Here is a 23,327-nt window from a genome sequence, read left to right as displayed (position 1 = left end):
TCTCCATGCAGCAAAGACGCCATCTGGCGCAGGGTGCCCCCGGCCCTTTACCGTAATGAAAGGACATGCCATGAATATCGATACCATCGTCGACCAGGAATATGCCGACAAAAGCTTCCGCGACATCGTCAACGCCCCCATCAGCGCCTTGCGTGGCGTCAGCCCGAAGGATGCCAAGGCCTTGCAGCAGGCGTTTGGCGTGACCACCGTGCGCGAATTGTCCAACCTCAATTTCGTCAAGTGGGCCAGCGCCCTGGCGATACTGGCCGATGAAGAGGGCATGAGCGGCGAAGAGCGGGCCAAGGAAGAGCTGCTCGATGACGCCGTGGAAATGACCTTCCCCGCCAGCGATCCGATTTCCGTCGATGCGGGCATCACGCGCATCGAGGTGCCGCCCGAGACTGTCGACGCGCAGACGGATCACCAGCATGCGGGCCAGCACGCCGCCGCTGCCGGCAAGAAGTAATCCGCTCGGCCATTAAAAAACCGGCATGCCTTGCGGGGCGTGCCGGTTTTTTTATTCGCCTGCCGATGCATGGCAGGGCGCGACCGTCAGTGCGCATCGCCTCAGGCGATCGAGGGAATGCTGCTTTTTTGCATGTTGACTTGTGGCACGATCACTTCGTGGGGCGAGCAGCAATAGCGGTTCTTGCCGGCGCGCTTGGCTTCGTACAGGGCCGTGTCGGCCACGCCCAGCAGTGATTCGACGGAGGTGGCGTCGTCCGGATAGATGGCGATGCCGATGCTGGTGGACAGGCGCAGGGTCAGGTCATTGATGAAATACGGTTCGGAAATGACTTCGATCAGCTTGGCGGCCGGTTCGCGCGCGTCGCCCTTGCCGGCCAGGTTGCCCAGCACGATGACGAATTCATCGCCGCCGATGCGCGCCACCGTGTCTTCCTTGCGCGAGGCGCCCACCAGGCGGGTCGCCACCATTTTCAGGATGTCGTCGCCATAGCCGTGGCCGTAGCTGTCGTTGATGGCCTTGAAGCCGTCCAGGTCCAGGTACAGGATGGCCGACTTGCCCCGGTTGCGGGCCGATTGCTGCAAGGTGTGTTCGATGCGGTCTTCCAGCAGGCGCCGGTTCGGCAGGCCCGTCAGCGGATCGTGCAAGGCCAGTTCCTGCTGCTGCTTGCTGTATTGCGCCAGCTCCTTGTACAGCAGGCGCACTTCCAGCATGTTGTGGATGCGCTTGTGTACTTCCATCAGGTCGAACGGCTTGCTGATGAAGTCGCGCGCGCCCGCTTCCAGGGCGGCGATCTTGAAGCTGGGCTGGGCAGTGAGCGCCAGCACAGGCAGGTAGCCGCCATGTTCGATTTCCTTCAAGCCTTTCATGACCTGGAAACCATTCAATTCCGGCATTTGCAAGTCCAGCAGGATGAGGTCGTAGCAATGCTCCTTGTGCAAGGGGCATACCTGGGCCGGGCGCATGGTGGCCGTGACATTGCTATAACCGGCATCACGCAGGATTTCCAGCATCAGGTCGACATTGTCGGGGGAGTCGTCGACGACCAAAATTTTGGCTTTCAAAATCTCATCTTGGCTGGGCATGTGTGGTCTCGGTGAATACGGTCTATGCAATGCTGGCTACTACCGCAAATAATCGGCTGACGTCGGGTGGGGACGATAGTAGCGCCTTGCAATAAGATAGGGCGCACAACAGCGCACGAGGCCGCTGCTAGCCTCTCCTGGCAGCCAAGGTTGCCTGTCTCCAGCCTGCCGTACAGGTGTACTTCTTCATTTCAGTGTAGCAAATTTATTGGATGTTGCTTGTAGGACAGTGCCGCGTCTGAAAGTAGGAAGGCCAACCCCTGTAGATGGTCATTTTGTACTCAATTATTTATTTCTTTGCATTAAGTATTTACATTGCATCCATGCTCAGGAACCAGTGCGCCGGAGGCGGCCAGCTGCGCCACGGCGGCCAGCAGGGCCAGGGGATCCAGCGGTTTCGACAGACACGCCTGGAAGCCGCAGTCGAGCGCCCGCTGGCAGTCTTGCGGACGGCTGAGCGCCGTCAGGGCCAGCGCGGGCAGGGCGCCACCGTGTTCGGGCGGACGGGCGTGCAGCTGCGCCAGTAACGCGAAGCCGTCGGTGCCGGGCATGCCGAGATCGCTCACCAGCACATGCGGCTGCACGCTGGGCAGCAACAGCAGCGCCTGTTCGGCGCTGGCGGCGCAGTGCACTTCGGCATGGCTGTCGCGCAAGATGCGCTCCGTCAATTCACGCGCGTCCGCTTCGTCGTCGACCAGCAGTATCTTGATGCCGCGCAAGTCGCACAAGGCGGGCGCTGCGCTGCCCAGCTTGCGTGCCGTTGTGGCCGGCATGCTCAGCGGCAGGCGCACGCTGAAGCAGGCGCCCTGCATTTCGCCGGCACTGCTGGCCGTGACGGTGCCGCCATGCTGCTCGACCAGGTGCTTGACGATGGCCAGCCCCAGGCCCAGGCCGCCATGCTTGCGTGTCGTCGAGGCATCGGCCTGGCGGAAACGGTCGAATACGTGCGGCAGGAAGTCGCTGCGGATGCCGACGCCGTTGTCGGTCACCGTGATGGCCAGGCGCGCGCCGTCGCGGCGCACGTCGATAGTCACCCGCCCCCCTTGCGGCGTGAATTTCAGGGCATTCGACAGCAGGTTCCAGATGACTTGCTGCATGCGGCTGGGGTCGCCGGTGATGGTGCCCGCGTCGTCGGCGATGGCCGTGTTCAGGCTGATGTGCTTGGCGTCGGCCGCCGGGCGCAAGGTGTCGATGGCCGAGGCAATGATGGCGGCCGGCTCGATGGTCTGCAAGTCGAGCAGGACCTTGTCGGAAGTGATGCGGCTCATGTCGAGCAAGTCTTCGATCAGCTGCGCCTGCGCACGCGCATTGCGCTCGATGCTTTGCAGTCCACGGTGCAGGTCGGCCTGGTCGCGCGTGCCGCGCCGCAGCACCTGGGCCCAGCCCAGGATGGCCGACAGCGGCGTGCGCAGTTCGTGCGACAAGGTGGCGAGGAAATCGTCTTTCAGCTGGTTCGTGCGTTCGGCCTCGGCGCGCGCCTCGCGTTCGCTGTCGAGCAGCACCTTGCGTTCCTCCGCGGCGCGCCTGGCGGCCGCATACAGGCGCGTATTGTCGAGGGCGACAGCGGCCTGGGCGGCAATCGCCGAGACGATGCGTTCGCTGCGCGCGCTGAACATGCCCGCCTGCGGGTGGCCCAGCAGCAAGCGTCCCGGCCGCTGCCCCGTGCGGGCGGGCACGGGCAGGCTCAGGCAACTGCGCAGCGGCAGTTCGGCGTCGCTGGCATCCGGTGCCACCTGCAGCTCATTGCTGCGCAGGGCCGGCCCGCCGCGCAGTTCGGCGGCGATGGCGTCGGCTTGTTCCAGGCGGATGCCGGCCACCGCGCGCGCCGGCGGCAAGTCGCCATGGATCTCGGGATCGCTCTCGTCGTCATGGTAAAAGGCGCCGAAGCGCGCGCCGGTGATGCGCGTGGCCGCGTCGACGGCCGCTTGCAGCAGGGACGGCAAGTCGAGGGTGCTGGCCAGGGTGGCGCCCGTGCTGTTGAGTAATTCGAGCACGCGCGTCTCGTCGCGCAGCGCTTCCTGGGCCCGCTTGACCTGGTCGACGTCGGTGCTCGTGCCAAACCAGCGCAGCAGCTGGCCGCCCCGGTCGCGCACGGGGTTGGCCCGCGTCAGGAACCAGCGGTACTGGCCGTCGGCGCTGCGGATCGGGAACTCCATCTCGAAAGGCGTGCCGTCGCGCAAGGCGGCTTTCCAGTCCAGCAGCATTTGCGGCAGATATTGTGGATCGTAGGCGATGCTCCAGCCGTCGCCCGCCATTTGCTGGGCGGTAGTGCCCGTGTAGTCGTGCCAGCGCTGGTTGTACCAGGCGATGGTGCCGTCGAAGCTGGCGATCCATGCCAGTTGCGGGATGGAATTGGCCAGCGCGCGCAAGTCTTCCTCGCTCTGGCGCAAGTGGTCTTCGGCCGCCTTGCGCTGGCTGATGTCCTGGATGTAGGTGGTCAAGCCGTCGCTGGAAGGGAAGATGCGCATTTCCAGCCAGCAGCCCAGCGCTTCATAGTAGAGCTCGAAACTGCAGCTATGCTGCGAGGTCATGGCACGCCGGAACTGCGTTTCCATTTCCGTGCCCAGCAGGGCGGGGCAGGCTTGCCACAGGCTGCTGCCGGCCAGGCTCACGCCCAGCGGGCGCTGCGGCGCGAGCATGTCGGCGCCGCGCGTATTGATATAGCGGATGGTCCAGTCGCGGTCGAGCAGGCTGAAACCGTCGGTGATGCCCTCGAGCAGATTGGCGAGGCGCTCTTCCGACAGGCCCAGCGGCGCCGCTGGCGGTAGCAGGTCTTGCTTGCGTTCATGCTTGGCCATCGGGACTCCTGCAACAATGGGCCTGCCGCACGGGCCGCCGTCTCATGCCGGGGCGGCAGGCCGTGGTGCCGTCGCTGAGTTCAGTTAGTGAGTGGTCATGGCGGGGAGCGTGCGCCGCACACCGTCGCGCGCCGCAAGCGCTCCCTGCATGGCTGGTATTGTAGCTCCAAGCGGCAGGGCGCCACCGCACGCTTGCCGTTTGCGTGCGGCCATGGCGCGACAGCTGTTTTCTGCCCTGCTGCAGATAGTACTGGACAGGCCGGAAACCAGTCCCTATAATCCCGCTTCTTTCGAGACAGCAACTTCTCGATTCGCTGGATGCCACTGTGAAAGCAGAAGTGTTCATCGATGCAAGGCGCAAGCTTTTTGGCAATGAAAAGATGGTGGATGGAGCGGGGCGTCATTCTGCAAAATCAGCTAAGCGATTGAAAAATCGAACTTTTCAAAGCGAAATGAATACGCTATAATGTTTGCCTGCGCGGCTGTAGCTCAGCTGGATAGAGTACTTGGCTACGAACCAAGGGGTCGTGGGTTCAATTCCTGCCAGCCGCACCAGAATACTGGAAATCAGACTTTGTCTGGTTTTGTTGTAAAAAGTTTGACCTCCATGCAGTAGCGGAGATGTTGTAGAAGTTTTGCGGCTGTAGCTCAGCTGGATAGAGTACTTGGCTACGAACCAAGGGGTCGTGGGTTCAATTCCTGCCAGCCGCACCAGTATCACCAAAATGAAGTCCGCTTCGTTTTGACGAAAGTTTCAAGCTTCGCGCCGTTCGGTGAAGTATGTAAGAGTTTGCGGCTGTAGCTCAGCTGGATAGAGTACTTGGCTACGAACCAAGGGGTCGTGGGTTCAATTCCTGCCAGCCGCACCAGTATCAGCAGTAGTGAAAAAACCCGGAAAGTTCGCTTTCCGGGTTTTTTTTCGTTTCCGCCCGCGTACTGATGGCGTGACGTTGACCAGCTTGGACAGGCTGAGGATTTTGCCCAACGTGGCGCTATTCGCGCTGTGGCTGGCGTCTCTGTTGACCGAGAGGAATTTCCCTTCGTGATTCGAGATGCCGAGCGCCCCGACATCATGCCGCCCGTCGTCAGCAAGGTGCCCGGCACCGTCGTGTACTTGCCTGCATTGCCCGGCACGCCGCCGCCGGCAAAGCTGCCTTCGTAAATGCTGCTGCTGCTGATGATGATGATGATGATGATGATGATGATGATGGCATTGCTGCAGGTAGTCGATTTCAGGTTGGTGCCATATTGCCGTCTCAATTGTGACATTTCCACGCTACGCCCTTTGCCATTCTGCAAAGCCCTGCTATAATCTTGTCTTAGGCGGCTGTAGCTCAGCTGGATAGAGTACTTGGCTACGAACCAAGGGGTCGTGGGTTCAATTCCTGCCAGCCGCACCAGAATATCGGGGGTCAGATTGTAAAATCTGATCCCCTTTTTCGTTTCCGGAAGGATTTACGCTGCGCCTCTGGCGCCGCGCCGGTAGTGCCGGCGGAAGGCGCGCGGCGTGGCCGCCTTGGCGGCGCGGAACTGGCGGTTGAAATGCGCGAGGTTGCGGTAGCCGGCTTCCTGCGCGATGACGGCGATGGCCAGTTCGCTTTCGATCAGCTGTTGGCAGGCGCGGCCGATGCGCAGCCGCGCCAGATACTCGCCCGGCGTGCAATGCGCGTGGCGCTTGAAAAAACGGTGGAACGCGCCCAGCGACAGGGCGGCTCGCTGCGCCAGGGTCTCCAGTGCAATCTCTTCGCGGAAATGCGCATGCATGAAGTCCAGCACGCTGGCCATGCGTTTTTGCTGGCCATCGCCATGCACGGGCGCCTGCGCGGCCGATGCCAGCGGCTGCGCGTGCCCATCGGCGGCCAGCGCCAGCAGCACGTCGAGCAGCAGCGGCAAGCGCTGTGGCACGGGTAGCGTATTTAATTGCAGCAACTGTGCGGCGCAACGCGCGCTTGTCTCCGGCGAAAAGTGCAGGGCCGGGCCTGCGCGGCCCGCCAGTTGCCGCAAGCCCTGCAATTCGGGAAAGCAGGCCGCCAGCTGTTCCAGCCACTCCAGGGAAAACCACACGACGACGGCCAGCATGGGCCGGCTGCTGTCGATGCGTTCGCTGGCCGACCAGGTATGCGGCAAATTCGGTCCCAGTAGCACCAGGTCGCCCGGTTCGAAATCACCGAGATGGTCGCCGATATAGCGCTGGCCACGCGCATTGACTGTCAGGGTCAGCTCGAATTGCGGGTGGTAGTGCCAGATGAAGGGAATGGTCTCGAGTTCGCGCCACAACAAGCCCCAGGAGTGGCCTGACGGTATCGTGACTTGTTCAAATAAAGGCGTCATTGTGACGTTTTTTGCGTTTGAATATTCAGGATAGTACCAGTATTGGCCGCCAGCGGCGCATTTTGCCCCGCACAGGCAGTGCACAATCTGTCTCACATCAACACAGGAGACAGCGATGCAAGACAAATACCAGTACGGCGAAGACCGTCCAGGCAACCCTTCCGTGGCCTACATGGAACAAACCCAGCTGCGCGACATTCAAAAACAGCTGCCGCTGCGCGTATTGTCCGAAAGCGATTTTTTACACTGGCAAACGTATGGCTACGTCATCGTCAAGGATGCCGTGCCGCCGGAACAGGTGCGGCGCACCACCGATTTTCTGTGGGAATTCCAGGGACTCGACCAGCACGACCCCGCCACCTGGAACCAGGAGCAGTTGCGCGACCACGCGATGAAGGAACTCAACGGTTCCGGCATGGTCGAGGCCTATCACAACCAGACCCTGTGGGATAACCGCCAGACCCCGCGCGTGGTTGACGCCTTTGTCGATATCTGGGACCGCGAAGACCTGTGGGTGACCATCGATCGCGCCAACCTGAACACGCCGAACAATGGCAAGCGCAAGTTTGGCGGCTTCATCCATTGGGATGCCGACACCACGCTCGACCCGCTGCCCGTCAATGTGCAGGGCGTGCTGGCCCTGTCCGATACCTCGCCAGAAAGCGGCGGCTTTCAATGTTATCCGGAACTGTTCAACAACTTGCTGGCGTGGCGCAAGACGGTGCCGGCGGATCGCAATCCATGGCAGCCGGACTTGGCGACGGTGCCGTATCCGATGGAATTCATCGCCATGAAAAAAGGCGAGTTGTTGATCTTTAACAGCTTGCTGGCGCACGGCATCCGCCCGAACACGTCTACGGATCAGGTGCGCCTGGCGCAATACATCTCTTTTACGCCGGCCCAGGAAGACAATCAGTCCCTGCGCGACTGGCGCGTGCAAAGCTGGCGCGAACGCAGTGCGCCGCAGGGCTATGCGTTCCCTGGCGACCCGCAGGAAAAGGAAAAGCTGCGCTACCCGCAGGCGCGTTTGAGCGAGCTGGGCGAGAAAATCCTTGGCGCGCGCGACTGGTAAGCCACGGCTTGCCAGTCAGACTTGCCTGCCGGATAGACAATTGCGGGCAAATGCACGATCATGGTCCGACTTGCCATCGACCGAGGAAACGCATGAGTATCATCACCTGCATCGAAGACTTGCGCGTGCTGGCCCAGCAACGGGTGCCGCGCATGTTTTACGACTACGCCGATTCCGGCTCCTGGACGGAATCGACGTACCGCGCCAACAACAGCGATTTCGCCAAGATCAAGTTCCGCCAGCGCGTGGCCGTCAACCTGGAAAACCGCAGCCTCGCTTCGACCATGGTGGGCCAGCACGTGACGATGCCGGTGGCCCTGTCGCCCACGGGCTTGACGGGCATGCAGCATGCGGATGGCGAGATCCTCGCGGCCCAGGCCGCTGAAAAATTCGGCGTGCCGTTCACCCTGTCGACCATGAGCATCTGCTCGATCGAGGACGTGGCGGCGAACACGACAAAACCATTCTGGTTCCAGCTGTACGTGATGAAGGACCGCGAATTCATCAACCGCCTGATCGACCGCGCCAAGGCGGCCAACTGCGGCGCGCTGGTCTTGACGCTGGATTTGCAGGTGCTGGGCCAGCGCCACAAGGACTTGCGCAACGGCCTGTCGGCGCCGCCGAAACTGACGATTCCGAATATCCTCAACATGGCCACCAAGCCGCGCTGGGTGATGGGCATGCTGGGCACGAAACGCCGCGGCTTCGGCAATATCGTCGGCCATGCCACCTCCGTCTCCGACATGTCGTCGCTGTCGGCCTGGACGCAGCAGCAGTTCGACCTCAGCCTGTCGTGGGCGGACGTGGAATGGATCAAGCAGCGCTGGGGCGGCAAGCTGATCATCAAGGGCATCATGGATCCGGAAGACGCGCGCCTGGCCGTGGCAAGCGGCGCCGACGCGCTGATCGTCTCCAACCATGGCGGGCGCCAGCTGGACGGCGCGCAATCGTCGATCGAAGCCTTGCCGGCCATCGTCGACGCCGTCGGCAGCCAGATCGAAGTGCACATGGATGGCGGCATCCGCTCGGGCCAGGACGTGATCAAGGCCGTGGCCCTGGGCGCGAAAGGCGTGTACATCGGCCGCCCGTTCTTATATGGCCTGGGCGCCATGGGCGGCCCGGGCGTCACCAAATGCCTGGATATCCTGCGCAATGAACTCGACCTGACGATGGCGTTTTGCGGCTTGCGCGACTTGCAGCAGGTGGACAAGAAAATCCTGCTGCCAGGTACGTTTTAAGGCTGGTGCGGCGGCAATGGCCTGGCCTTGCTGTCGCGTCTCAGCGCCGGATGGAGGCCAGTTTGCCATTTGTGAAAAGCAAGGAACGCCTGCTTTCGTATAACCACTCTTCGTGCGCGCCGGCCGCATCGGATTTTTTGTGCATGCTGACAGGTTTTCCCCAGCCGGAGGCGCGTACCTGCTTCGCGCTCATGCCAATGTTGACGTCGCCTTTTGCTCGCAGGGCGCTCTCGAAGATTATTTCCAGGATGCCTTCTTTCGCCTCTGCTATCTCGATATCTTTGGGCGGCGAGGTGAAAAGATACTCGACAAAGTCCAACCGCGAGCGTTTGGCCGGATCGTAGACATTGCGAAATAGCGTCAGCGGTCCCGGCCTGGAATCGAATAGATAGTTGGAGATCTCCAGCGCCGCGTCCTTGTCATCTTCGAAGACGATCCGCGCATAGTGCCGGAAGTCTTTATCTACATAGCTATGCACGGTGAAACTCGTCGTTTCCGTGACGACAAACTTTTTTCCAGCGGGATTCCCGTCCTCGTCCAATTCCTGGAACTCATAGCGCGAGATGGCTTGTGGATTGGGAACGATCCAATACCTGGTCTCTTTCAAGGATTCAAGCATCAATTTGGCCGCTGCCTCGTTCTTTGTCCGCTCGGCATCGACCGGCGCATATTGCGCCTGGGCGGATCCAGCCAGCAAGGCAAGCAGAATGGCCAGGCCGCTGCCGGCGAACTTTATTATTTTCACGGAATGCTGTCCTGTTTCTTATTGTGAGACATGCAGAGTATCAGCCGAAACGAAGACATGTCAAAAAAAGCATCCTGGTCGAAATTGCACAAGCTGCTGCCGCCAGGCCGCCGGCAAGGATTAACTGCCAGTTTGAACGATGCAAAAACCTTCCGAAGCAGCGGGCGGCACGAAGTGGCGCGTGATGGCGTCAAAATCAGCATCGCTGGTGGAGAACGGATGCAGCCCGCTTGCATTGCGCTGGCGCAAGCGTGCCTTGCATTCCTCGTCCGGCACGTCGAGGTAATGCAGCACGTGCGGCACGCCCGCCTGCTGGAACAGTTCGCGCATCCAGGCACGGCTGGCCGGTGTATTCGCAGGGAAATCGAGCACGACGGACACGCCCGCGCGCAGCAGCTGCAGGGCCAGTGGCGCGATGGCCGCGCGCAGGCGCGCCGCGCAGGCAACGTAGTCGGCCAGGCTGGCAATCTGGCCCGGATACAGCTGCGCCAGCAAGCTGTCTTCGCTGATGCGCACGGACTGTGGCGCGCTGGCCAGCCGGGCTGTCAGGGTGGATTTTCCGGAGGCAATCTTGCCGCAGACGAGGTGCAGGGTAGGGGACGCGCTGGTGCTGGAAGTAGAGGTCATGTTCGCTCGCTAGAAAAGAAATAAAACCTGCGAGACGTCTTGACGGGTGCTGCACATCAAAGCCGCCTCTCAGGCGGCTTTGGCAACGACTATCCTGCTAAGCCACCAGCGTTGAAATGGCGGCAATAATGGCGGGCAGGGAAGTGGTGGTCGCGTGCATGGGGTAACGATGCCATGCGGACATGGCCTTGTCAATGCCAGCGTGCTTACTCGAAGGACTGCCGGTATTGCGCATACGGCTCCATGCCCATGCTGGCGCGGCGCTGCTCCAGGTGCTGCGGATCGGCGATGGGGAAGGCGACGCTCCTGCCATCGCTGCCCGTCTGAAACTGGCTGCCGTACAGCTGCGGCAGCTTGTCATTGGTCAAGTCACGGTCGATCGCCAGGGCCAGCCTGGACGGCGTGATTTCACCTTGCGCGGCGGCCGCGCACATCAGCGCCAGGCTGCTTTTGAGGAAGGCGTCCGAGCCATGCTGGGCGATCAGCCACGCGCTGGCCGCCGCCTTGTAGCCGACCATCATCTGCGTGGGCCAGCCTTTGCTGGCGATGATGTGGCGCAATCGCGCTCCGTTCCTCGCGTCCACCTCGCGCATGCGCTGGCGCGCCGGCAGGTCGGGCCCGCTTGCCGGCCAGTCCGCGCGGGCTGCCAGGTCGTCTTTCTCCATGGCCAGCAACTCCTGCGCCAGCGCCGCTTCCGGCACCGCCGTGCGATACAGCAGGAAGTCCGGCGCGCCGGCCGTTGACGCAGCATGAATCATCTTCGGCTCCGCCTCCCATTGCGGTGCCCGCACGAGCAGCGCCAGCCGGGTGCGTTCCGGCACGTCGATGCGGTAGCGGCCGTTCTCGACCTGGCCGACGCTGTACGTCTTGCCAGGGCTGAGTTCGGCAATGATGATGATGATGATGATGATGATGATGATGATGGCGGGCGGCAGCGCCGCGCCGTTGCTGTGGATGGTGCCGCTAAGCTCAACGGCATCCGCATGGGCGCTGATGCAGAGCAGGTGAATGAAGAGCAGGCGTGACAGGCGTTGCATGGCAGTACCCTCAGGATTGCTCTGGCGACAGGTCGATGCGGGTCCACGTCTGCTGGAACGCCGCCGCATCGAGCGGCTGCGCATGCGGGTCGTCTTGCCGGAACAGGCCGCCAATCAGCATGTCCTGGATGGCGCGCGTGAAACCGCCGTAGCCAGAGGGGTGGCCCCACTGGCACCGCGTGTGGGCGAAGAGGACGGCCTGCTGCTGCGTGGCCAGCTGCGCCAGCGCCAGCCGCAAGGTGGCGGCGGCATCGTCGCCCATGTCCGTGGCATTGGCGCAGACCAGGCGCTGGCTGAACTGCAGGGTCTTGCCCGGCAGGCCCAGCAGCGATTCATTGGCCAGGGCCAGGAACAGGTCGGGCGCCTGACTCTCCTTTTCACAGACGGTCCAGGCGGGCGCCCATGCTTCCAGGCTCATGAAGCGCGTGTCGCTGGTCGCTGGCGTGTGCGCCCACTTGGCATGCGATTTATCATTCCAGCCCAGGCGTCCGAACGGGATCGACTTGCCCTTGGGATTGTATTGATGGCTGCGCACGGCAGCCTTGCCGCCGCGTGCCTGCGCCACGACGGGCGTGATGGCAGCCGCGAACGGCATCCATTGTGCCGCGTTCCACAGTCCCGGCGCATCGGGCGCGGCCAGCAGCAGGTAGACAGCATAATCACGGGCAAAGTACGTCACGCGGCAATCCTTTCAGGCAGGGACAGTGGAAAAATCTTGCTGCTACGCGGCGGCATCGGCTGGTGCCAGCGCGGCCCGCTGGCTGGGGCGCAGCAGGTAGACGCCGTACAGGCACAGGGGCAGCACGGCCAGCAGGGCCGCATATGGCAGGATCGAGATGCCGTCCTCGGCCGTATCGGACAAGGTCGCCGTCACCAGCGCGAAATCCCAGACGCCATGCACGAGGACCATGGGCCAGACCGAGCGGGTGCGCAGGCGGATGGCCGCATAGCCGACGCCCTGCAAGGCGGCGGCGACGGCCTGCCACAAGGCGCCGCTGAAGTCGCCCGTGGCCAGGCCATTGGTGGTGTGCACCACGCCGAACAGCGCCGAAGACATCAGCACGGCCGGCCAGACTGCATGGCGCTCCAGCATGCCTTGCAGCAAGATACCACGGAACATCAGCTCTTCCGACACGGCCACCAGGGCCGCATTGCACGCCACCATCAGCAGCACGCGCGGCATGGGCCAGCCGCCGGCCCAGGCCAGCAACAGCATCAGCAGCGCATACAGCAAGGGCGGCCAGACCAGCCAGAAGGTTTTCAAGGGCTGCGGTGGGTACAGGCCCACGGCGCGGCGCCGGTCGGACGCCAGCACCAGCAGCAGCGAGAACAGCGCGGCCAATGCCCATGACAGACCGATGCCGTTGCTGACGGCCGCCTCCACGGTCAGGTGGCCGGCGGAGGCGAACCAGCGCACGCCCAAAGTCAATCCCAGCCAGACGGCCAGTGCGGCGATAGCGACGGGCAAGGTGATATGGATTCTTGGCATGGAGTAGCTGGCTTTATGCGTGTGGCATGTGGCTGCTGACGCGGTTGCGCCCGCTGTTTTTCGACTGGTACAGCAGCGCGTCGGCCTGGCGTATCAGATCGCTGCTGGTGGCTTGCCGGTCTTGGCTCGGCCGTAGCGTGGCGGCGCCCAGACTGATGGTCACGACGCCGTTGGCGCTGGCAGCGTGCGCAATCTGCAAGGCTTCCACCGCCATGCGGATGGCTTCGGCAACTTGCAGGGCGCCGGCGGCATCGGTTTGCGGCATGATCACGGCGAGCTCTTCGCCGCCGTAGCGGGCCGCCAGGTCTTCTTCTCGTCCCACGCTGCGCGCCACGGCGCCGGCCACGGCTTGCAGGCAGGCGTCGCCCGCCACATGGCCATACTGGTCATTGAATTTCTTGAAGAAATCCACGTCCATCATGATCAGCGAGACGTCATGCCCGCCGCGCTGCGCACGGTGCAATTCATCTGCCAGTTTTTCATCGAAGCAGCGGCGGTTGGCCAGGCCCGTCAAGCCGTCCTGCGAGGCGCGCGCCGCCAGGTCGGCATTCGCGTGCTGCAGCTCGGCCGTAGCCAGGCGCAGGCTGGCCTCGATGCGGTCACGCAGCGCGAACTGCAGCATCAGCTTGCGGAACAGGTACAGCAATGCCGCCCCCGCCACCAGCGAGGCCAGCACGATCTGGATGCTCAGACGCTGCCATTCGGCGAAAATGTCCTCCTTCGACAAGCCCGCCGCCACGATGACGGGAAAGCGCTCCAGGTGGCGGTAGCTGTACAGCCGTTCGATTTCGTCCACCTTGGCCGTCATCATGGCCGTGCCGACCGGCCCTTTCTCGCGGTAGGCGCGCAAGAGGGCGCCGGAGGAAATATCCATGCCGATGATCTCGGGCTGGAACGGGCGCCGGTAAATCAGCGTGCCGTCATCGAGGGCAAAGAATGCCGTGCCCGTATTGCCAAGGTTCAGGCTGTCGTAGATGCGCTCAAAGGAAGCCAGCCCCAGCGTGACCAGCACCACGCCGGCAAAAGAACCGTCCGCCGACTCGACCCGGCGCGACACGGGCAAGACCCATTTACCCGTCGATTTGCTGAGCACCGGCGCGCTGATGCGGCTGCCCAGCTGCTTGTGTGTCTTATGATAGATAAAGTAGTCGCGGTCGGCATTGTTGCCTTCCTGTCCCGTGCCAGCCGAGGTGGCAAGCCAGTCGCCGTGGCTGTCAAAAATGAAGATGCCGGCAATTTCCACGATATTGCGCGACAGCTGCACCAGATGGGACTCCAGGCGCTCGCCCGTATGGTCGTTATTGCCTTCGTTGCGCACGTGTTCGGCGATATCTTCCAGCATCACGTCGGCCACTTCCAGTTCCATGTAGGCTTGCGAGGCCAGGGCGCGGGCCATGTTTTCCGTTGTCGCGCCCGCTTCGCGCAGGCGCACCGTGTGCGAGGACCAGACGATCCAGACGGTCATGCCAAGCAGCAGCGCGCACATGGAGAAAAAGGCGATGCTGGCCCAGATGAGCGCAGGCCGCTTGTGGCTGTGCAAGTCGTCGGGCTGGGGCGGGCCAGCGTCTGCTGCGGTCTTTACTGCGTGCATGGGCGAATCATGAAGTTGGGTCAAAGATAGGGTAAAAATGTTGCCATACTACATTAAAAGCACGGTTACAAAGTTGCCACATTCGTATAGTTGCATGGAATAATAAGGATTGTCCGTTTCAACCAGGATTCGCATTCATGACTTACGCCAAAACCATTACCACCGACCGCCTGATCCTGCGCAAGCCGCAGCCATCCGATGAGGCGGCCCTGTTCGCCATGCATAGCGATCCCGAGGTGATGCGCTATTTCAGTGAACCGCCATGGGAAGATGCGGGCCGCGCCACAAAACAGATCGCCGAGGATATCGCCGCCTTCGAGCAAGAGGAATTCTTCCGTTTCGCCATCGAGCTGAAGGAAACCGGGGAATACCTGGGCAGCTGCAGCCTGTTTTCCGAGCATCGCCTGAACCGCCGCGCCGAGATCGGCTATGCGCTGGGCCGCCCGTACTGGGGCAAGGGCTATATGCACGAAGCCCTGTCGGCGCTGCTGGAATACGCCTTCATGGAACGCGACCTGAACCGCCTGGAAGCGGACATCGACCCGCTCAACGCCGGCTCGGCCAGCGCCCTGGAGCGCCAGGGTTTCAACCGCGAAGGTTTCCTGCCCGAACGCTGGATCGTCGGCGGCCACGTCAGCGACTCGGCCTTGTACGGTTTGCTGCGGCGCACGTGGGAAACGCGGCGCAAGGGCGTGGCGTGAGCCAGCAGGCGGTCGACGCGTTCCAAGAATGGCTGGGCCACGCTCTGCCCGCTTACTACGTGGCCTTCCTCAAGGACTGGGACGAAGACATGCGCGGCGAGCAGGTATTTCTGTACGGCGCAGAGAGCTTAATGGAGCGCAACGAAACCTATGAGACGCGGCAATTCTGTCCCGGCTTCATCACCATCGGCGACGATGGCGGCGGGCGCGCCGTGATGCTGGCGCTGGACGAGGATGAGCGCGCCGTGTACCTGGTTGGCCACGGTTCCATGCAGCGCGACGATTTCGAGCTGGCCGCCGAGGATTTCCACGCCTGGCTGGTCGCCGATTGCCCGGTTGACTGAAAGGAGACAGCGATGATCGTTGACAAGTTGCCCAGTTGCCAGCACCCGCTGGTGACGCTGCGCCACCTCGTGCGCGGCGATGCGCCTGCCTGGTATGCCTACCTGGCCGAGCCCGCTGTCGTCGAGCACACGAGCTGGAACTTGCGCTCCATCGATGACCTGCAGGCCAATTTCGATGCCTACGAGGCCGACGACCCGGCGTCGCCGATCCGCCTGGCCGTGGTGTTGCGCGAGGGCGGCCAGCTGGTGGGCACCGTCGGCTTCAATGCCGTGTCCCCGCAAAACCGCACGGCGGAAATCGCCTACGACCTGGCGCCGGCCATCTGGAACCGGGGCGTCGCCAGTTCCCTCGTCGACTCCGTGACGGACTGGGGCATGCAACATCTTGGCTTGCTGCGCATCCAGGCCACCGTGCTGGACAGCAATCTGCGTTCGATCCGCGTGCTGGAACGCTGCGCTTTCGCGCGCGAAGGCTATCTGCGCAGCTACCGCCTGGTGCGCGGCAAGCCCGGCAACTTCTGGCTGTATGCGCGCATCGCCAGCCTGGCATGACACGCCGCCTGAGCATCCTGCTGGTGGAAGACCATACAGGCATCGCGCACCAGGTGCTTGATTTTCTTGATGGCTTGCAATGGCAGACGGACCATGCGGCCACGGGCGCGCTGGGCGTGCAGCTGGCAACGCAGAACAGCTATGACGTGGTGCTGCTGGACCTGAACCTGCCCGACATGGATGGCTTGCAAGTGTGCCGCGCCATCAAGGCCGGCGCGCCCAGCAATGTGCCCGTCCTGGTGCTGACGGCGCGCGACGCGTACGAAGACAAGGCGCGCGGCTTTCGCGATGGCGCCGACGATTATCTGACCAAGCCGTTCGACCTGCGCGAAGTGGCCCTGCGCTGCGAGGCGCTGGCGCGGCGGCGGCAGCTGCACGTGCGGCAGGAAATGCGCGTGGGCGCGGTCACCTTGCTGACGCGCGAAGGACGCGCCCTGTACCGTGACGTGGCGCTGCCCCTCACGCAGACGGGTTTCAACATCTTGCTGCTGCTGTGCCGCGAACATCCGCACGCCGTCTCGCGCTCGGCCTTGCTGCAACACTTGTGGGGCAGCCAGCCGCCGGACAGCGACGCCCTCAAATCGCACATCTACGCACTGCGCAGGCAGCTGGACCTGGCCGGCGGCGCAGGCGTGCTGGTGACGATACCGCAGCTGGGCTACCGCCTGGCCTTCGATGCCGAAGGTGGCGACGGTGGCTAAAACGATCCGCCGCAGCCTGTTTGCCGCGCTGGCCGGCTTTGCTGTTTTGCTGTGCCTGTGCTACACGGGCCTGGCGCTGGTGATCGCCTATGTGACGGAAGACATGCTGGTGCAGCGCCTGCTCGAGCGCGAAGCGGTGGCCGTCAGCGCGCGCTGGCAGCAAGACGGCAAGCTGACGCCATCCGGTAACGATCTCATCAAGACTTACGCCAGCTACGCCGACCTGCCGCAGGTGGTGCGTGAACAATTGCCGCCAGCAGCGCCGCGCGCTGAAGTATTTACCGGCACGGGCCAGCACTATCACGCGCTGGCACTCGAGCTCGTGACCGGTGGCAAGCCGGTGCGCGCCTATCTGCTGGCCGACGTGGCGCCCGTGCTGGTGGTGCAGCGGCTGGCGCAGGAGGTGGGCGGTGTCGTGGCCGGTGTCGCGCTGGCGCTGGTGGCCCTGGCCCTGCTGCTCGCGTACTGGCTGGCACGGCGCCAGGTGGGGCCGTTGCAGCGGCTGGCAGAGGAAGCCAGGCTGCTGGCGCCTGGCGCCACGGTGCGCTTCAGCGAGCGGGAGCGTCCTGACGAGATCGGTTTCCTGGCGCGCCGCCTGGAAACCACGTTCATGGAACTGCAGGCAGCCCTGCAGCGCGAACACGCGTTCGCCCGCGACATCAGCCATGAATTGCGCACGCCGCTGACCTTGCTGCACAACACCCTGGCACTGGCCCAAGCGCAGGCCCTGGATAGCCAGGCGCAGGCGCAGCTGCGGCAAGCTACGGACGAGATGCGCGCCACCATCGACGTGCTGTTCGCGCTGGCGCGTGCGGAGCAGTTGCCGGGCGAGCCGCTGGAGCTGCGCGGCTGCATCGAACAATCTCTGCTGCGCCTGCTCGACGAGCACCGCTGGGATGCCAGCGGGCTGGCCCTGGACTTGCCCGGGCGGCTGGACGCTGTCGGCAATCCGCAGCTGGCCATGTTACTCGTCAATAACTGCCTGGCGAATGCGCTGTTCCACGGCGGTCCGGATTGCCAGCTGACGATTGCGTATGCGCAAGGCTGCCTGAGCATCGTCAATACCGTGGCGGCGGGCCAGCCGCGGCGCATCCAGGGTTTTGCGCATGGACAAAGCCTGCTGGCCCGCGTGGCGCAGGCCATGCAGTGGAGCATCGCCTTCCATCCTGGCGTCACGCACTACCGGGTCGATATCCTGCCGCGCCTGCCCGCATAAAGCGGCTGGATTTCACCGCGATTTCACCGGCGCCTGCGTAAGCTGTGTTCTCCATTGACCCAAGGAGAGCACCGCATGAAATTTCTGATCAGCCTGCTGGTACTGGCCGCTGGCAGTTTCCCCGCGCTGGCCCAGGTGAGCAGCCTCGTCCATAAAGATGAAAAGCGCCGCTACATCGTCTACACGCCGCCGTCTTACCAATCCCGGCCACAGCAAGCGTTTCCCGTCGTCTTCAATTTCCATGGCGGCGGCATGAGCATGGCCGAGCAGATGCTGTACACGCAGATGAACAGGGCGGCCGACCGTCACCAGTTCATCGTCGTCTATCCGCAAGGCATCAAGCAGGACTGGAACGTGGGGTTCGGCATGGATTACCTGGCGGGCACGGACGACGTCGGTTTCACGCAAGCCATGCTGAGTAAGCTCAGGCAGGACTACCGCGTCGATGACAAGCGCATCTATGCCACCGGCCTGTCGCGCGGCGGCTTCTTTGCCTTGCGCCTGGCGGCTGAATTGCCCAGGCAGTTCGCGGCCGTCGCCTCCGTGGGCGCGCCGATGCCCGTGCCCGTCATCGATCACCATGCCGTGCCTTCGCCGGTGGGCATGCTGCTGATACACGGCACGGCCGACAAGGTGGTCTTGTATGGAGGCAAGAACGGCGGCAAGAGCGGCGGCTATCTGTCCGCCGAGGAAACGTTTGCCTATTGGCGCAAGCACAATGGCATCGACGGCGCTGTACCGCCAGCGCGCCTGCTTTCTGGCGTGCCCGGCGACGATACGCAGGTGACGCAGGTGGAACAAAGCAATGGTGCGCAACAAGTGGCATTGATCACTGTCAAGGAAGGCGGCCATACGTGGCCCGGTGCCGATGCGTTCAATATGGGCCTGCCGATCGGCAAGACGACGCGCGCCATCGATGCGAATGACATCATCTGGGAATTTTTCAGCAGGCAGCGGCGCTAGCACTTTGGCGACGCGGGTGGCTGTGGCACACTCCTGTTATCTTGAATCTTGCACAAGGAATTGATGAACAGCCACCCCGTTCCCGTCTTTTGCCGCTCGCTGGCCCAGCTCTCCGCCATGCTCGACAAGCTTGATGGCCAGCCGCAGCTGCTGGCGGCGCGCTTGCACCCGGACATGCTGCCGTTCGCCCAGCAGGTGCGCGCAGCCGTGAGTTTTTCCCTGCGCGGCTGCTGCCCGCTGGCGGGGCTGGCCGTGGCCGATTTCAGCGCCGCCGCCAGCTTGCAGGAGCAGATCGCGCTGACCATGCGCTACTTGCAGGAGATTCCCGCCGCGCGCTTCGATGGCGCGCCGGAGCGCATCTGCCGCGACCGCGCCGGCTTTGCCGACATCGCCCTGCCAGCCGACGCGTATTTGAATCTGTATATCCTGCCGAATTTTTACTTTCACTTCAGCATGGCGTATGCGATTGCGCGCAGCCATGGCGCACCCATCGGCAAGGGCGATTTCGATGGCTATCACGCGTATGCGCCGGGGTTTTCCTTCGAGCGGCCGGCGGCGGCTTGAGTCGCCTGAAGGGCTAGAGGCCCGCTTCTTTCCACGAAGCCAGTCCCAGCCGCTTCAACAGCCGGCCCGACAGCCCGCAGCTCCAGCAGCTCATCTGGATTTGCCGCTGGCGCGCCGGGTGCGCCTGCCAGGCGCGCTGCGCGTAATCGAGCAGGGCGTCGCTGAGGGGCGAGGAATCGGCCGTCGCAGGCAAGCGCGTCATCAGCGCGCAGATGCCGTGCACGGTGTCACCCAGGCGCAGCAAGCCCGCCAGCAGCGCGCGCAAGACGGCGCCGTCGATGGAACTGCTGGCCTGGGTAAAACGTTGCTGCCAGCCTGCCCCGCGCCGCTGCCACAGGACCAGCAGGGCGGGCACCTCGCCAGGCTGCAGTTGCCCGATCAGCTCGTCCGCTTCGTGAAACAGGTCGAGGCGCGCGTAGTCCTCTTCGTCGCCGCACAGCAGTTCATCCAGCTCGCGCAAGACGCTCATGCCACCACGTTCACGGGCACACCGCGCTCAAACGCTTCCACATTGCCGATCAGGATGTCGGCCAGCTTCTGCATGGCTTCGCCACTGGCCCAGGCCGTGTGCGGCGTGAGGATGAAATTGGGCAGGCGCAAATTTAACAGCGGGTTGTCGGGCAGGGGCGGCTCCTTGGAGAGCACGTCGAAGCCGGCGCCGCCGATCACGCCGCGTGTCAGGGCATCGGCCAGCGCCGCTTCATCGACCAGGCCGCCGCGTGCCGTATTGATCAGCAGGGCGGTCGGCTGCATGCGCGCCAGTTCTTGCGCGCCGATGATGTTGCGCGTGGCCTCCGTCAGCGGCAGGTGCAGGCTCAGCACGTCGGAGGTGGCCAGCAAGTCGTCAAGACTCACTTGCGTCACGCCGTCTTCGTGGATGGGGGAACGGTTGTGGACCTGCACCTGCATGCCGAAGGCGCGGCCCAGCTGCGCCACGGACTTGCCCAGCGCGCCGTAGCCGAGCAATCCCAGGCGGCTGCCCGCCAGGTCGCGGATCGGGTGGCCGAACAGGCAGAAGCGGTCGGACGCCTGCCACAGGCCCGCTTCCACGTCCGCGCGGTAGGCGATCAGCTGGCGCCGCAGGGCCAGCATCAGGGCCAGGGTATGCTCGGGCACGGTGGCGCGCGCGTAGTCGCGGATATTCGCCACGACAATGCCCCGTTCGCGGCAGGCGGCCAGGTCGACAATATCCGTGCCGGTGGCGGCCACGGCGATCATTTGCAGGTCCGGCAGTTGCGCCAGCTCGGCCGCGCGCAGCGGCACCTTGTTGGTGATGGCGATGCTGGCGCCTTGCAGGCGGGCCACCGTCTGCTCGCTGCCCCTGGTGTGCGCATGCTCTTCCCAGCTGTGGGAAAAGGCGGGCCGGCGCACGCTGGCGATCAGGCTGTCGCGGTCGAGAAAGACGATGCGGTGCGGGTGCGGCGATATGCTTGCTGCTACGGTCATGGCTGTGCCTCGGTCAGGTTGGCGCGCGCGCCGGGCAGGCTGCTCTTGCCCTTCAGTTGCGTGGCCGGGTGGTTGGTAAACATGTCGGCGACCCATTCGACAAACACGCGTACCTTGGCGGACAGGTGGCGGTTGGGCGGATAGATCACGTGGATGGGCAAGGGGTCGGATTCCCATTCACTGAGCAATTCCACCATTTTGCCCTGTTCTATCAGGGGCGCAAGCATGAAGTGCGTCATTTGCACGATGCCCAGGCCCGCCAGGCCGGCGGCCGTGTAGGCGTTCGAGTCGTTCAGGGCGATATGGCTGGGCATGGCGATCTGGATGCGTTCGCCGGCGCGCGTGAAATCCCATTCGAAGGTCTTGCCCGTCTTGGCGGAGAAAAAATTCACGCCGCGGTGGCGCGGCAAGTCGTTCGGATGCTGCGGCGTGCCGTGGTAGGCCAGGTAGCCGGGCGAGGCGCAGGTCATGAAGTGCAGCACGCCGACGCGGCGCGCGATCAGGTTCAAATCGCCCAGTTCGCCGCCGCGCACGGCGCAGTCGACGCCTTCCTCGATCAGGTCGACGGGGCGGTCGCTGCAACCGAGTTCCAGCGAGATATCCGGGTAGCGGGCAAAAAAGTCGGGCAGGGCAGGGATGATCAGCTCGCTGGCCAGCGCCGTGGGCGCGTCCACGCGCAGGCGCCCGCTGGGGCTCAGCCGCGTGCGCGACAGCGATTCTTCCGCTTCGCGCACGTCCGACAGGATGCGCACGCAGCGTTCGTAATAGGCGGCGCCATCCGAGGTGATGCTGACGTGGCGCGTGGTGCGGTTCAGCAACTTAACCGACAGGCTCGCTTCGAGCGACTGGATCAGGGTCGAGACGGTGGCTTTCGGCAGCTGCATGTTTTCCGCCGCGCGCGTAAAGCCGCCCGCGTCGACGACTTGAATGAAAACTTCCATGGCTTGCAGCTTGTTCACTTGAATTCCTATCACTTTATGCGCGATTATTCAAAATCCTGAACAATCAATTCGGCATTGCACTCTTTATCAGATTGTAGAACAAGTCTATAGTTGTTGTACTGCAGCATAAATGTGATGCCGCAGGAAGCACAACAGGAGAAAGATCATGGCTCATCGGAATGGAAACTTTGCAGTATTCGCCCTCGTGGCGAGTGTGCTGGCTCTGGCCGCGATGGTATCGACGGATGCATATTCACTGGCGGCGCAAAGCGAAGCCAGCGGTTATAGCGCCCTGACTCATGAAGTAGGCGGTACCCTGTTGTGCCTGAACGACACGGTCATCGATGCTGCGGTGCAGCCGGTGGTGGCGCAATGAGCATTGCCGGCACCGCTGCCGAGCTTGCCCCAGGGCAGGCGCTGAAGATACGCGACATTCAAGTGCAGGGCGCACAAGATGCGCTCGCTGCGCGTCTCTACACGGCCGGCGTGCCAGGCGCCAAGCAGGCCAGCCTGATCGTTTTCTTCCATGGCGGCGGCTTTGTCGATGGCGACCTGGAAGATGCTGACGACTTCCTGCGCTGCCTGGTGCTGAGCAACCCCGACCACGTGGTGCTGGCTTCGAACTATACCCTGGCCAAGGTGCGGCCATTCCCCGCCGCCGTGGAAGACGCGCATGCCGTCTTGCTGTGGGCGAAAAAGAACAAGTCCAAGCTGGGCTGGACGGGCAAGCAGATGCTGGTGTCGGGCATCGAGGCGGGCGCCAACCTGGCTGCCGTGTGCGCCATGATGTCGCGCGACCGGGGCGGCCCGCCCCTCGCGGGCCAGGTGCTGATCATGCCCATGCTCGATCCCGGCCTGTCGACGTGCTCGATGCGTTCCTTGCCGACCTGCCCGGACCTGGCGGAAGTGGCCGATCAATGCGCCGCCGCCTACCGTGGCTATCTGCCGAATGCCGCTGACCGTACCCATCCGTATGCGTCGCCATTGCAGTCGAGCCGTCTGAAGAACCTGCCGCCGGCGCTTATCCTGTCGAGCGAAGATGATCCATTACGCGATGAAGCTGAACAATACGGCAGCAAATTAATTGCCTGCGGCATCAAGACCACCGTGCGGCGCATGGCCGCCGCGCCCCTGCAAGATGCTACCGCCCGCAATGAGTGTGCCTGCAAGGTGCAGGTATTGAGCGAAATCAGCAGTTTCGTTGCCGGACTGGGCCAGGAACCCGAGTCATGAAGCCGCTTTCTGCGGCGCCATAAAAAATTTACACTAATCAGTTTACTTTTTGAGTTTCGGTTGCTACACTGCATAGTGTAGTTCCCATCTTGTCTGCGTTGTGCGTTCGCACAGCCAGCTTCGTCGTCCCCGTCTGCTTTTAACCGGCTGGCGGCCTGTTTACCTTTGATCGAGCGCCGTCGGGCGC

General features: G+C 63.2%; 25 protein-coding genes and 4 tRNA genes. 17 read left to right on the top strand and 12 right to left on the bottom strand.

The window, feature by feature from the left end; all coding sequences use genetic code 11:
* Window positions 1-70: 70 nt before the first annotated feature.
* Window positions 71-466 carry a hypothetical protein gene (locus ACQ4WR_RS18590; RefSeq protein ID WP_102293131.1) on the top strand — a complete coding sequence of 132 codons (396 nt, stop codon included), beginning with the start codon at window positions 71-73 and terminating at the stop codon, window positions 464-466.
* Between the two features lie 101 nt (window positions 467-567).
* On the opposite strand, the gene ACQ4WR_RS18585 is transcribed toward ACQ4WR_RS18590, so the two are convergent.
* Window positions 568-1,551 (bottom strand): GGDEF domain-containing response regulator, encoded by a 984-nt coding sequence (locus tag ACQ4WR_RS18585; RefSeq protein WP_102293130.1) that lies wholly within the window; start codon window positions 1,549-1,551, stop codon window positions 568-570.
* 302 nt (window positions 1,552-1,853) lie between these two features.
* Window positions 1,854-4,349, bottom strand: a complete 2,496-nt coding sequence (locus ACQ4WR_RS18580; RefSeq protein WP_436489075.1) for an ATP-binding protein — start codon at window positions 4,347-4,349, stop codon at window positions 1,854-1,856.
* Between the two features lie 326 nt (window positions 4,350-4,675).
* Here ACQ4WR_RS18580 and ACQ4WR_RS18575 point away from each other — a divergent pair, with 326 nt between their 5' ends.
* The 5 genes from ACQ4WR_RS18575 to ACQ4WR_RS18555 all read left to right on the top strand — a co-directional run bounded on the left by ACQ4WR_RS18575 (window position 4,676) and on the right by ACQ4WR_RS18555 (window position 5,749).
* Window positions 4,676-4,816, top strand: a complete 141-nt coding sequence (locus ACQ4WR_RS18575; protein WP_180979303.1) for a hypothetical protein — start codon at window positions 4,676-4,678, stop codon at window positions 4,814-4,816.
* 11 nt (window positions 4,817-4,827) lie between these two features.
* Window positions 4,828-4,904 (top strand) — tRNA-Arg (locus ACQ4WR_RS18570).
* Between the two features lie 82 nt (window positions 4,905-4,986).
* Window positions 4,987-5,063 (top strand) — tRNA-Arg (locus ACQ4WR_RS18565).
* A 78-nt stretch (window positions 5,064-5,141) separates the two neighbouring features.
* A tRNA-Arg gene (locus tag ACQ4WR_RS18560) sits at window positions 5,142-5,218 on the top strand.
* Between the two features lie 454 nt (window positions 5,219-5,672).
* Window positions 5,673-5,749, top strand: a tRNA-Arg gene (locus tag ACQ4WR_RS18555).
* Between the two features lie 55 nt (window positions 5,750-5,804).
* On the opposite strand, the gene ACQ4WR_RS18550 is transcribed toward ACQ4WR_RS18555, so the two are convergent.
* On the bottom strand, window positions 5,805-6,680 hold the full coding sequence (locus ACQ4WR_RS18550; RefSeq protein WP_102293128.1) for a helix-turn-helix domain-containing protein: 876 nt from the start codon (window positions 6,678-6,680) through the stop codon (window positions 5,805-5,807).
* A 115-nt stretch (window positions 6,681-6,795) separates the two neighbouring features.
* Here ACQ4WR_RS18550 and ACQ4WR_RS18545 point away from each other — a divergent pair, with 115 nt between their 5' ends.
* Together ACQ4WR_RS18545 and ACQ4WR_RS18540 are read left to right on the top strand one after the other, a co-directional pair.
* A complete protein-coding gene (locus ACQ4WR_RS18545; RefSeq protein ID WP_436489073.1) occupies window positions 6,796-7,752 on the top strand; it encodes a phytanoyl-CoA dioxygenase family protein in 957 nt (318 codons plus the stop codon).
* A 92-nt stretch (window positions 7,753-7,844) separates the two neighbouring features.
* A complete protein-coding gene (locus tag ACQ4WR_RS18540) occupies window positions 7,845-8,990 on the top strand; it encodes an alpha-hydroxy acid oxidase (protein WP_436489071.1) in 1,146 nt (381 codons plus the stop codon).
* A gap of 40 nt (window positions 8,991-9,030) precedes the next feature.
* On the opposite strand, the gene ACQ4WR_RS18535 is transcribed toward ACQ4WR_RS18540, so the two are convergent.
* The 6 genes from ACQ4WR_RS18535 to ACQ4WR_RS18510 all read right to left on the bottom strand — a co-directional run bounded on the left by ACQ4WR_RS18535 (window position 9,031) and on the right by ACQ4WR_RS18510 (window position 14,479).
* Window positions 9,031-9,735 carry a hypothetical protein gene (locus ACQ4WR_RS18535; RefSeq protein WP_436489070.1) on the bottom strand — a complete coding sequence of 235 codons (705 nt, stop codon included), beginning with the start codon at window positions 9,733-9,735 and terminating at the stop codon, window positions 9,031-9,033.
* Between the two features lie 120 nt (window positions 9,736-9,855).
* Window positions 9,856-10,362: a P-loop nucleotide/nucleoside kinase family protein gene (locus tag ACQ4WR_RS18530; RefSeq protein WP_436489069.1), complete on the bottom strand. Its 507-nt coding sequence runs from the start codon at window positions 10,360-10,362 to the stop codon at window positions 9,856-9,858.
* Window positions 10,363-10,568: 206 nt separating this feature from the next.
* Window positions 10,569-11,399: a DUF6624 domain-containing protein gene (locus tag ACQ4WR_RS18525; RefSeq protein ID WP_436489067.1), complete on the bottom strand. Its 831-nt coding sequence runs from the start codon at window positions 11,397-11,399 to the stop codon at window positions 10,569-10,571.
* A gap of 10 nt (window positions 11,400-11,409) precedes the next feature.
* Window positions 11,410-12,078, bottom strand: coding sequence for a hypothetical protein (locus ACQ4WR_RS18520; RefSeq protein ID WP_436489065.1), 669 nt, complete (start codon window positions 12,076-12,078; stop codon window positions 11,410-11,412).
* Between the two features lie 42 nt (window positions 12,079-12,120).
* Window positions 12,121-12,888, bottom strand: coding sequence for a CPBP family intramembrane glutamic endopeptidase (locus ACQ4WR_RS18515; protein WP_436489064.1), 768 nt, complete (start codon window positions 12,886-12,888; stop codon window positions 12,121-12,123).
* A gap of 13 nt (window positions 12,889-12,901) precedes the next feature.
* Entirely contained in the window at window positions 12,902-14,479 is a 1,578-nt protein-coding gene (locus ACQ4WR_RS18510) for a sensor domain-containing diguanylate cyclase (RefSeq protein ID WP_436489062.1), read from the bottom strand.
* A gap of 137 nt (window positions 14,480-14,616) precedes the next feature.
* Between ACQ4WR_RS18510 and ACQ4WR_RS18505 the strand changes: the two genes are divergently transcribed.
* The 7 genes from ACQ4WR_RS18505 to ACQ4WR_RS18475 all read left to right on the top strand — a co-directional run bounded on the left by ACQ4WR_RS18505 (window position 14,617) and on the right by ACQ4WR_RS18475 (window position 19,520).
* The gene (locus tag ACQ4WR_RS18505; RefSeq protein WP_436489060.1) at window positions 14,617-15,180 is read left to right on the top strand and encodes a GNAT family N-acetyltransferase; all 564 of its coding nucleotides are present in this window, start codon (window positions 14,617-14,619) and stop codon (window positions 15,178-15,180) included.
* A complete protein-coding gene (locus ACQ4WR_RS18500; protein ID WP_436489058.1) occupies window positions 15,177-15,524 on the top strand; it encodes an SMI1/KNR4 family protein in 348 nt (115 codons plus the stop codon). The genes ACQ4WR_RS18505 and ACQ4WR_RS18500 overlap by 4 nt, the downstream gene beginning before the upstream one ends.
* Window positions 15,525-15,536: 12 nt before the next feature.
* Window positions 15,537-16,076 (top strand): GNAT family N-acetyltransferase, encoded by a 540-nt coding sequence (locus ACQ4WR_RS18495; protein ID WP_436489056.1) that lies wholly within the window; start codon window positions 15,537-15,539, stop codon window positions 16,074-16,076.
* Window positions 16,073-16,777 carry a response regulator transcription factor gene (locus ACQ4WR_RS18490; RefSeq protein ID WP_436489055.1) on the top strand — a complete coding sequence of 235 codons (705 nt, stop codon included), beginning with the start codon at window positions 16,073-16,075 and terminating at the stop codon, window positions 16,775-16,777. Before ACQ4WR_RS18495 ends, ACQ4WR_RS18490 begins: the two co-directional genes overlap by 4 nt.
* Window positions 16,770-17,993 carry a sensor histidine kinase gene (locus tag ACQ4WR_RS18485; protein ID WP_436489053.1) on the top strand — a complete coding sequence of 408 codons (1,224 nt, stop codon included), beginning with the start codon at window positions 16,770-16,772 and terminating at the stop codon, window positions 17,991-17,993. Before ACQ4WR_RS18490 ends, ACQ4WR_RS18485 begins: the two co-directional genes overlap by 8 nt.
* A 75-nt stretch (window positions 17,994-18,068) precedes the next feature.
* The gene (locus ACQ4WR_RS18480) at window positions 18,069-18,956 is read left to right on the top strand and encodes an extracellular catalytic domain type 1 short-chain-length polyhydroxyalkanoate depolymerase (protein WP_436489051.1); all 888 of its coding nucleotides are present in this window, start codon (window positions 18,069-18,071) and stop codon (window positions 18,954-18,956) included.
* A gap of 63 nt (window positions 18,957-19,019) precedes the next feature.
* Complete coding sequence (locus ACQ4WR_RS18475; RefSeq protein ID WP_436489049.1) at window positions 19,020-19,520, top strand: DUF1993 family protein; 501 nt, start codon at window positions 19,020-19,022, stop codon at window positions 19,518-19,520.
* Between the two features lie 13 nt (window positions 19,521-19,533).
* Here ACQ4WR_RS18475 and ACQ4WR_RS18470 read toward each other — a convergent pair whose 3' ends face one another.
* The 3 genes from ACQ4WR_RS18470 to ACQ4WR_RS18460 are packed head-to-tail and all read right to left on the bottom strand — an operon-like array spanning window position 19,534 to window position 21,925.
* Window positions 19,534-19,989 (bottom strand): hypothetical protein, encoded by a 456-nt coding sequence (locus ACQ4WR_RS18470; protein WP_436489047.1) that lies wholly within the window; start codon window positions 19,987-19,989, stop codon window positions 19,534-19,536.
* Window positions 19,986-20,966 (bottom strand): D-2-hydroxyacid dehydrogenase, encoded by a 981-nt coding sequence (locus ACQ4WR_RS18465; RefSeq protein WP_436489045.1) that lies wholly within the window; start codon window positions 20,964-20,966, stop codon window positions 19,986-19,988. The genes ACQ4WR_RS18470 and ACQ4WR_RS18465 overlap by 4 nt, the downstream gene beginning before the upstream one ends.
* Entirely contained in the window at window positions 20,963-21,925 is a 963-nt protein-coding gene (locus ACQ4WR_RS18460) for a LysR family transcriptional regulator (RefSeq protein ID WP_102293113.1), read from the bottom strand. Before ACQ4WR_RS18460 ends, ACQ4WR_RS18465 begins: the two co-directional genes overlap by 4 nt.
* A 148-nt stretch (window positions 21,926-22,073) precedes the next feature.
* On the opposite strand from ACQ4WR_RS18460, the gene ACQ4WR_RS18455 reads away from it, so the two are divergent.
* The gene (locus ACQ4WR_RS18455) at window positions 22,074-22,283 is read left to right on the top strand and encodes a hypothetical protein (protein WP_146012254.1); all 210 of its coding nucleotides are present in this window, start codon (window positions 22,074-22,076) and stop codon (window positions 22,281-22,283) included.
* A complete protein-coding gene (locus ACQ4WR_RS18450) occupies window positions 22,280-23,140 on the top strand; it encodes an alpha/beta hydrolase (protein WP_102293112.1) in 861 nt (286 codons plus the stop codon). Before ACQ4WR_RS18455 ends, ACQ4WR_RS18450 begins: the two co-directional genes overlap by 4 nt.
* Window positions 23,141-23,327: the final 187 nt, after the last annotated feature.

This window comes from Janthinobacterium amylolyticum (assembly GCF_051380655.1).
Classification (GTDB): Bacteria; Pseudomonadota; Gammaproteobacteria; order Burkholderiales; family Burkholderiaceae_D; genus Janthinobacterium.
This window is presented reverse-complemented; position numbering and strand designations above follow the sequence as displayed.

Excerpts from the sequence above, each read along its gene's own strand:
- ACQ4WR_RS18540 (WP_436489071.1), top strand. The coding sequence starts at position 7,845 with ATGAGTATCATCACCTGCATCGAAGACTTGCGCGTGCTGGCCCAGCAA.
- ACQ4WR_RS18470 (WP_436489047.1), bottom strand. The coding sequence starts at position 19,989 with ATGAGCGTCTTGCGCGAGCTGGATGAACTGCTGTGCGGCGACGAAGAG.
- ACQ4WR_RS18450 (WP_102293112.1), top strand. The coding sequence starts at position 22,280 with ATGAGCATTGCCGGCACCGCTGCCGAGCTTGCCCCAGGGCAGGCGCTG.
- ACQ4WR_RS18545 (WP_436489073.1), top strand. The coding sequence starts at position 6,796 with ATGCAAGACAAATACCAGTACGGCGAAGACCGTCCAGGCAACCCTTCC.
- ACQ4WR_RS18510 (WP_436489062.1), bottom strand. The coding sequence starts at position 14,479 with ATGCACGCAGTAAAGACCGCAGCAGACGCTGGCCCGCCCCAGCCCGAC.
- ACQ4WR_RS18455 (WP_146012254.1), top strand. The coding sequence starts at position 22,074 with ATGGCTCATCGGAATGGAAACTTTGCAGTATTCGCCCTCGTGGCGAGT.
- ACQ4WR_RS18480 (WP_436489051.1), top strand. The coding sequence starts at position 18,069 with ATGAAATTTCTGATCAGCCTGCTGGTACTGGCCGCTGGCAGTTTCCCC.
- ACQ4WR_RS18550 (WP_102293128.1), bottom strand. The coding sequence starts at position 6,680 with ATGACGCCTTTATTTGAACAAGTCACGATACCGTCAGGCCACTCCTGG.
- ACQ4WR_RS18515 (WP_436489064.1), bottom strand. The coding sequence starts at position 12,888 with ATGCCAAGAATCCATATCACCTTGCCCGTCGCTATCGCCGCACTGGCC.
- ACQ4WR_RS18465 (WP_436489045.1), bottom strand. The coding sequence starts at position 20,966 with ATGACCGTAGCAGCAAGCATATCGCCGCACCCGCACCGCATCGTCTTT.
- ACQ4WR_RS18590 (WP_102293131.1), top strand. The coding sequence starts at position 71 with ATGAATATCGATACCATCGTCGACCAGGAATATGCCGACAAAAGCTTC.
- ACQ4WR_RS18495 (WP_436489056.1), top strand. The coding sequence starts at position 15,537 with ATGATCGTTGACAAGTTGCCCAGTTGCCAGCACCCGCTGGTGACGCTG.
- ACQ4WR_RS18585 (WP_102293130.1), bottom strand. The coding sequence starts at position 1,551 with ATGCCCAGCCAAGATGAGATTTTGAAAGCCAAAATTTTGGTCGTCGAC.
- ACQ4WR_RS18525 (WP_436489067.1), bottom strand. The coding sequence starts at position 11,399 with ATGCAACGCCTGTCACGCCTGCTCTTCATTCACCTGCTCTGCATCAGC.
- ACQ4WR_RS18475 (WP_436489049.1), top strand. The coding sequence starts at position 19,020 with ATGAACAGCCACCCCGTTCCCGTCTTTTGCCGCTCGCTGGCCCAGCTC.
- ACQ4WR_RS18505 (WP_436489060.1), top strand. The coding sequence starts at position 14,617 with ATGACTTACGCCAAAACCATTACCACCGACCGCCTGATCCTGCGCAAG.
- ACQ4WR_RS18490 (WP_436489055.1), top strand. The coding sequence starts at position 16,073 with ATGACACGCCGCCTGAGCATCCTGCTGGTGGAAGACCATACAGGCATC.
- ACQ4WR_RS18530 (WP_436489069.1), bottom strand. The coding sequence starts at position 10,362 with ATGACCTCTACTTCCAGCACCAGCGCGTCCCCTACCCTGCACCTCGTC.
- ACQ4WR_RS18580 (WP_436489075.1), bottom strand. The coding sequence starts at position 4,349 with ATGGCCAAGCATGAACGCAAGCAAGACCTGCTACCGCCAGCGGCGCCG.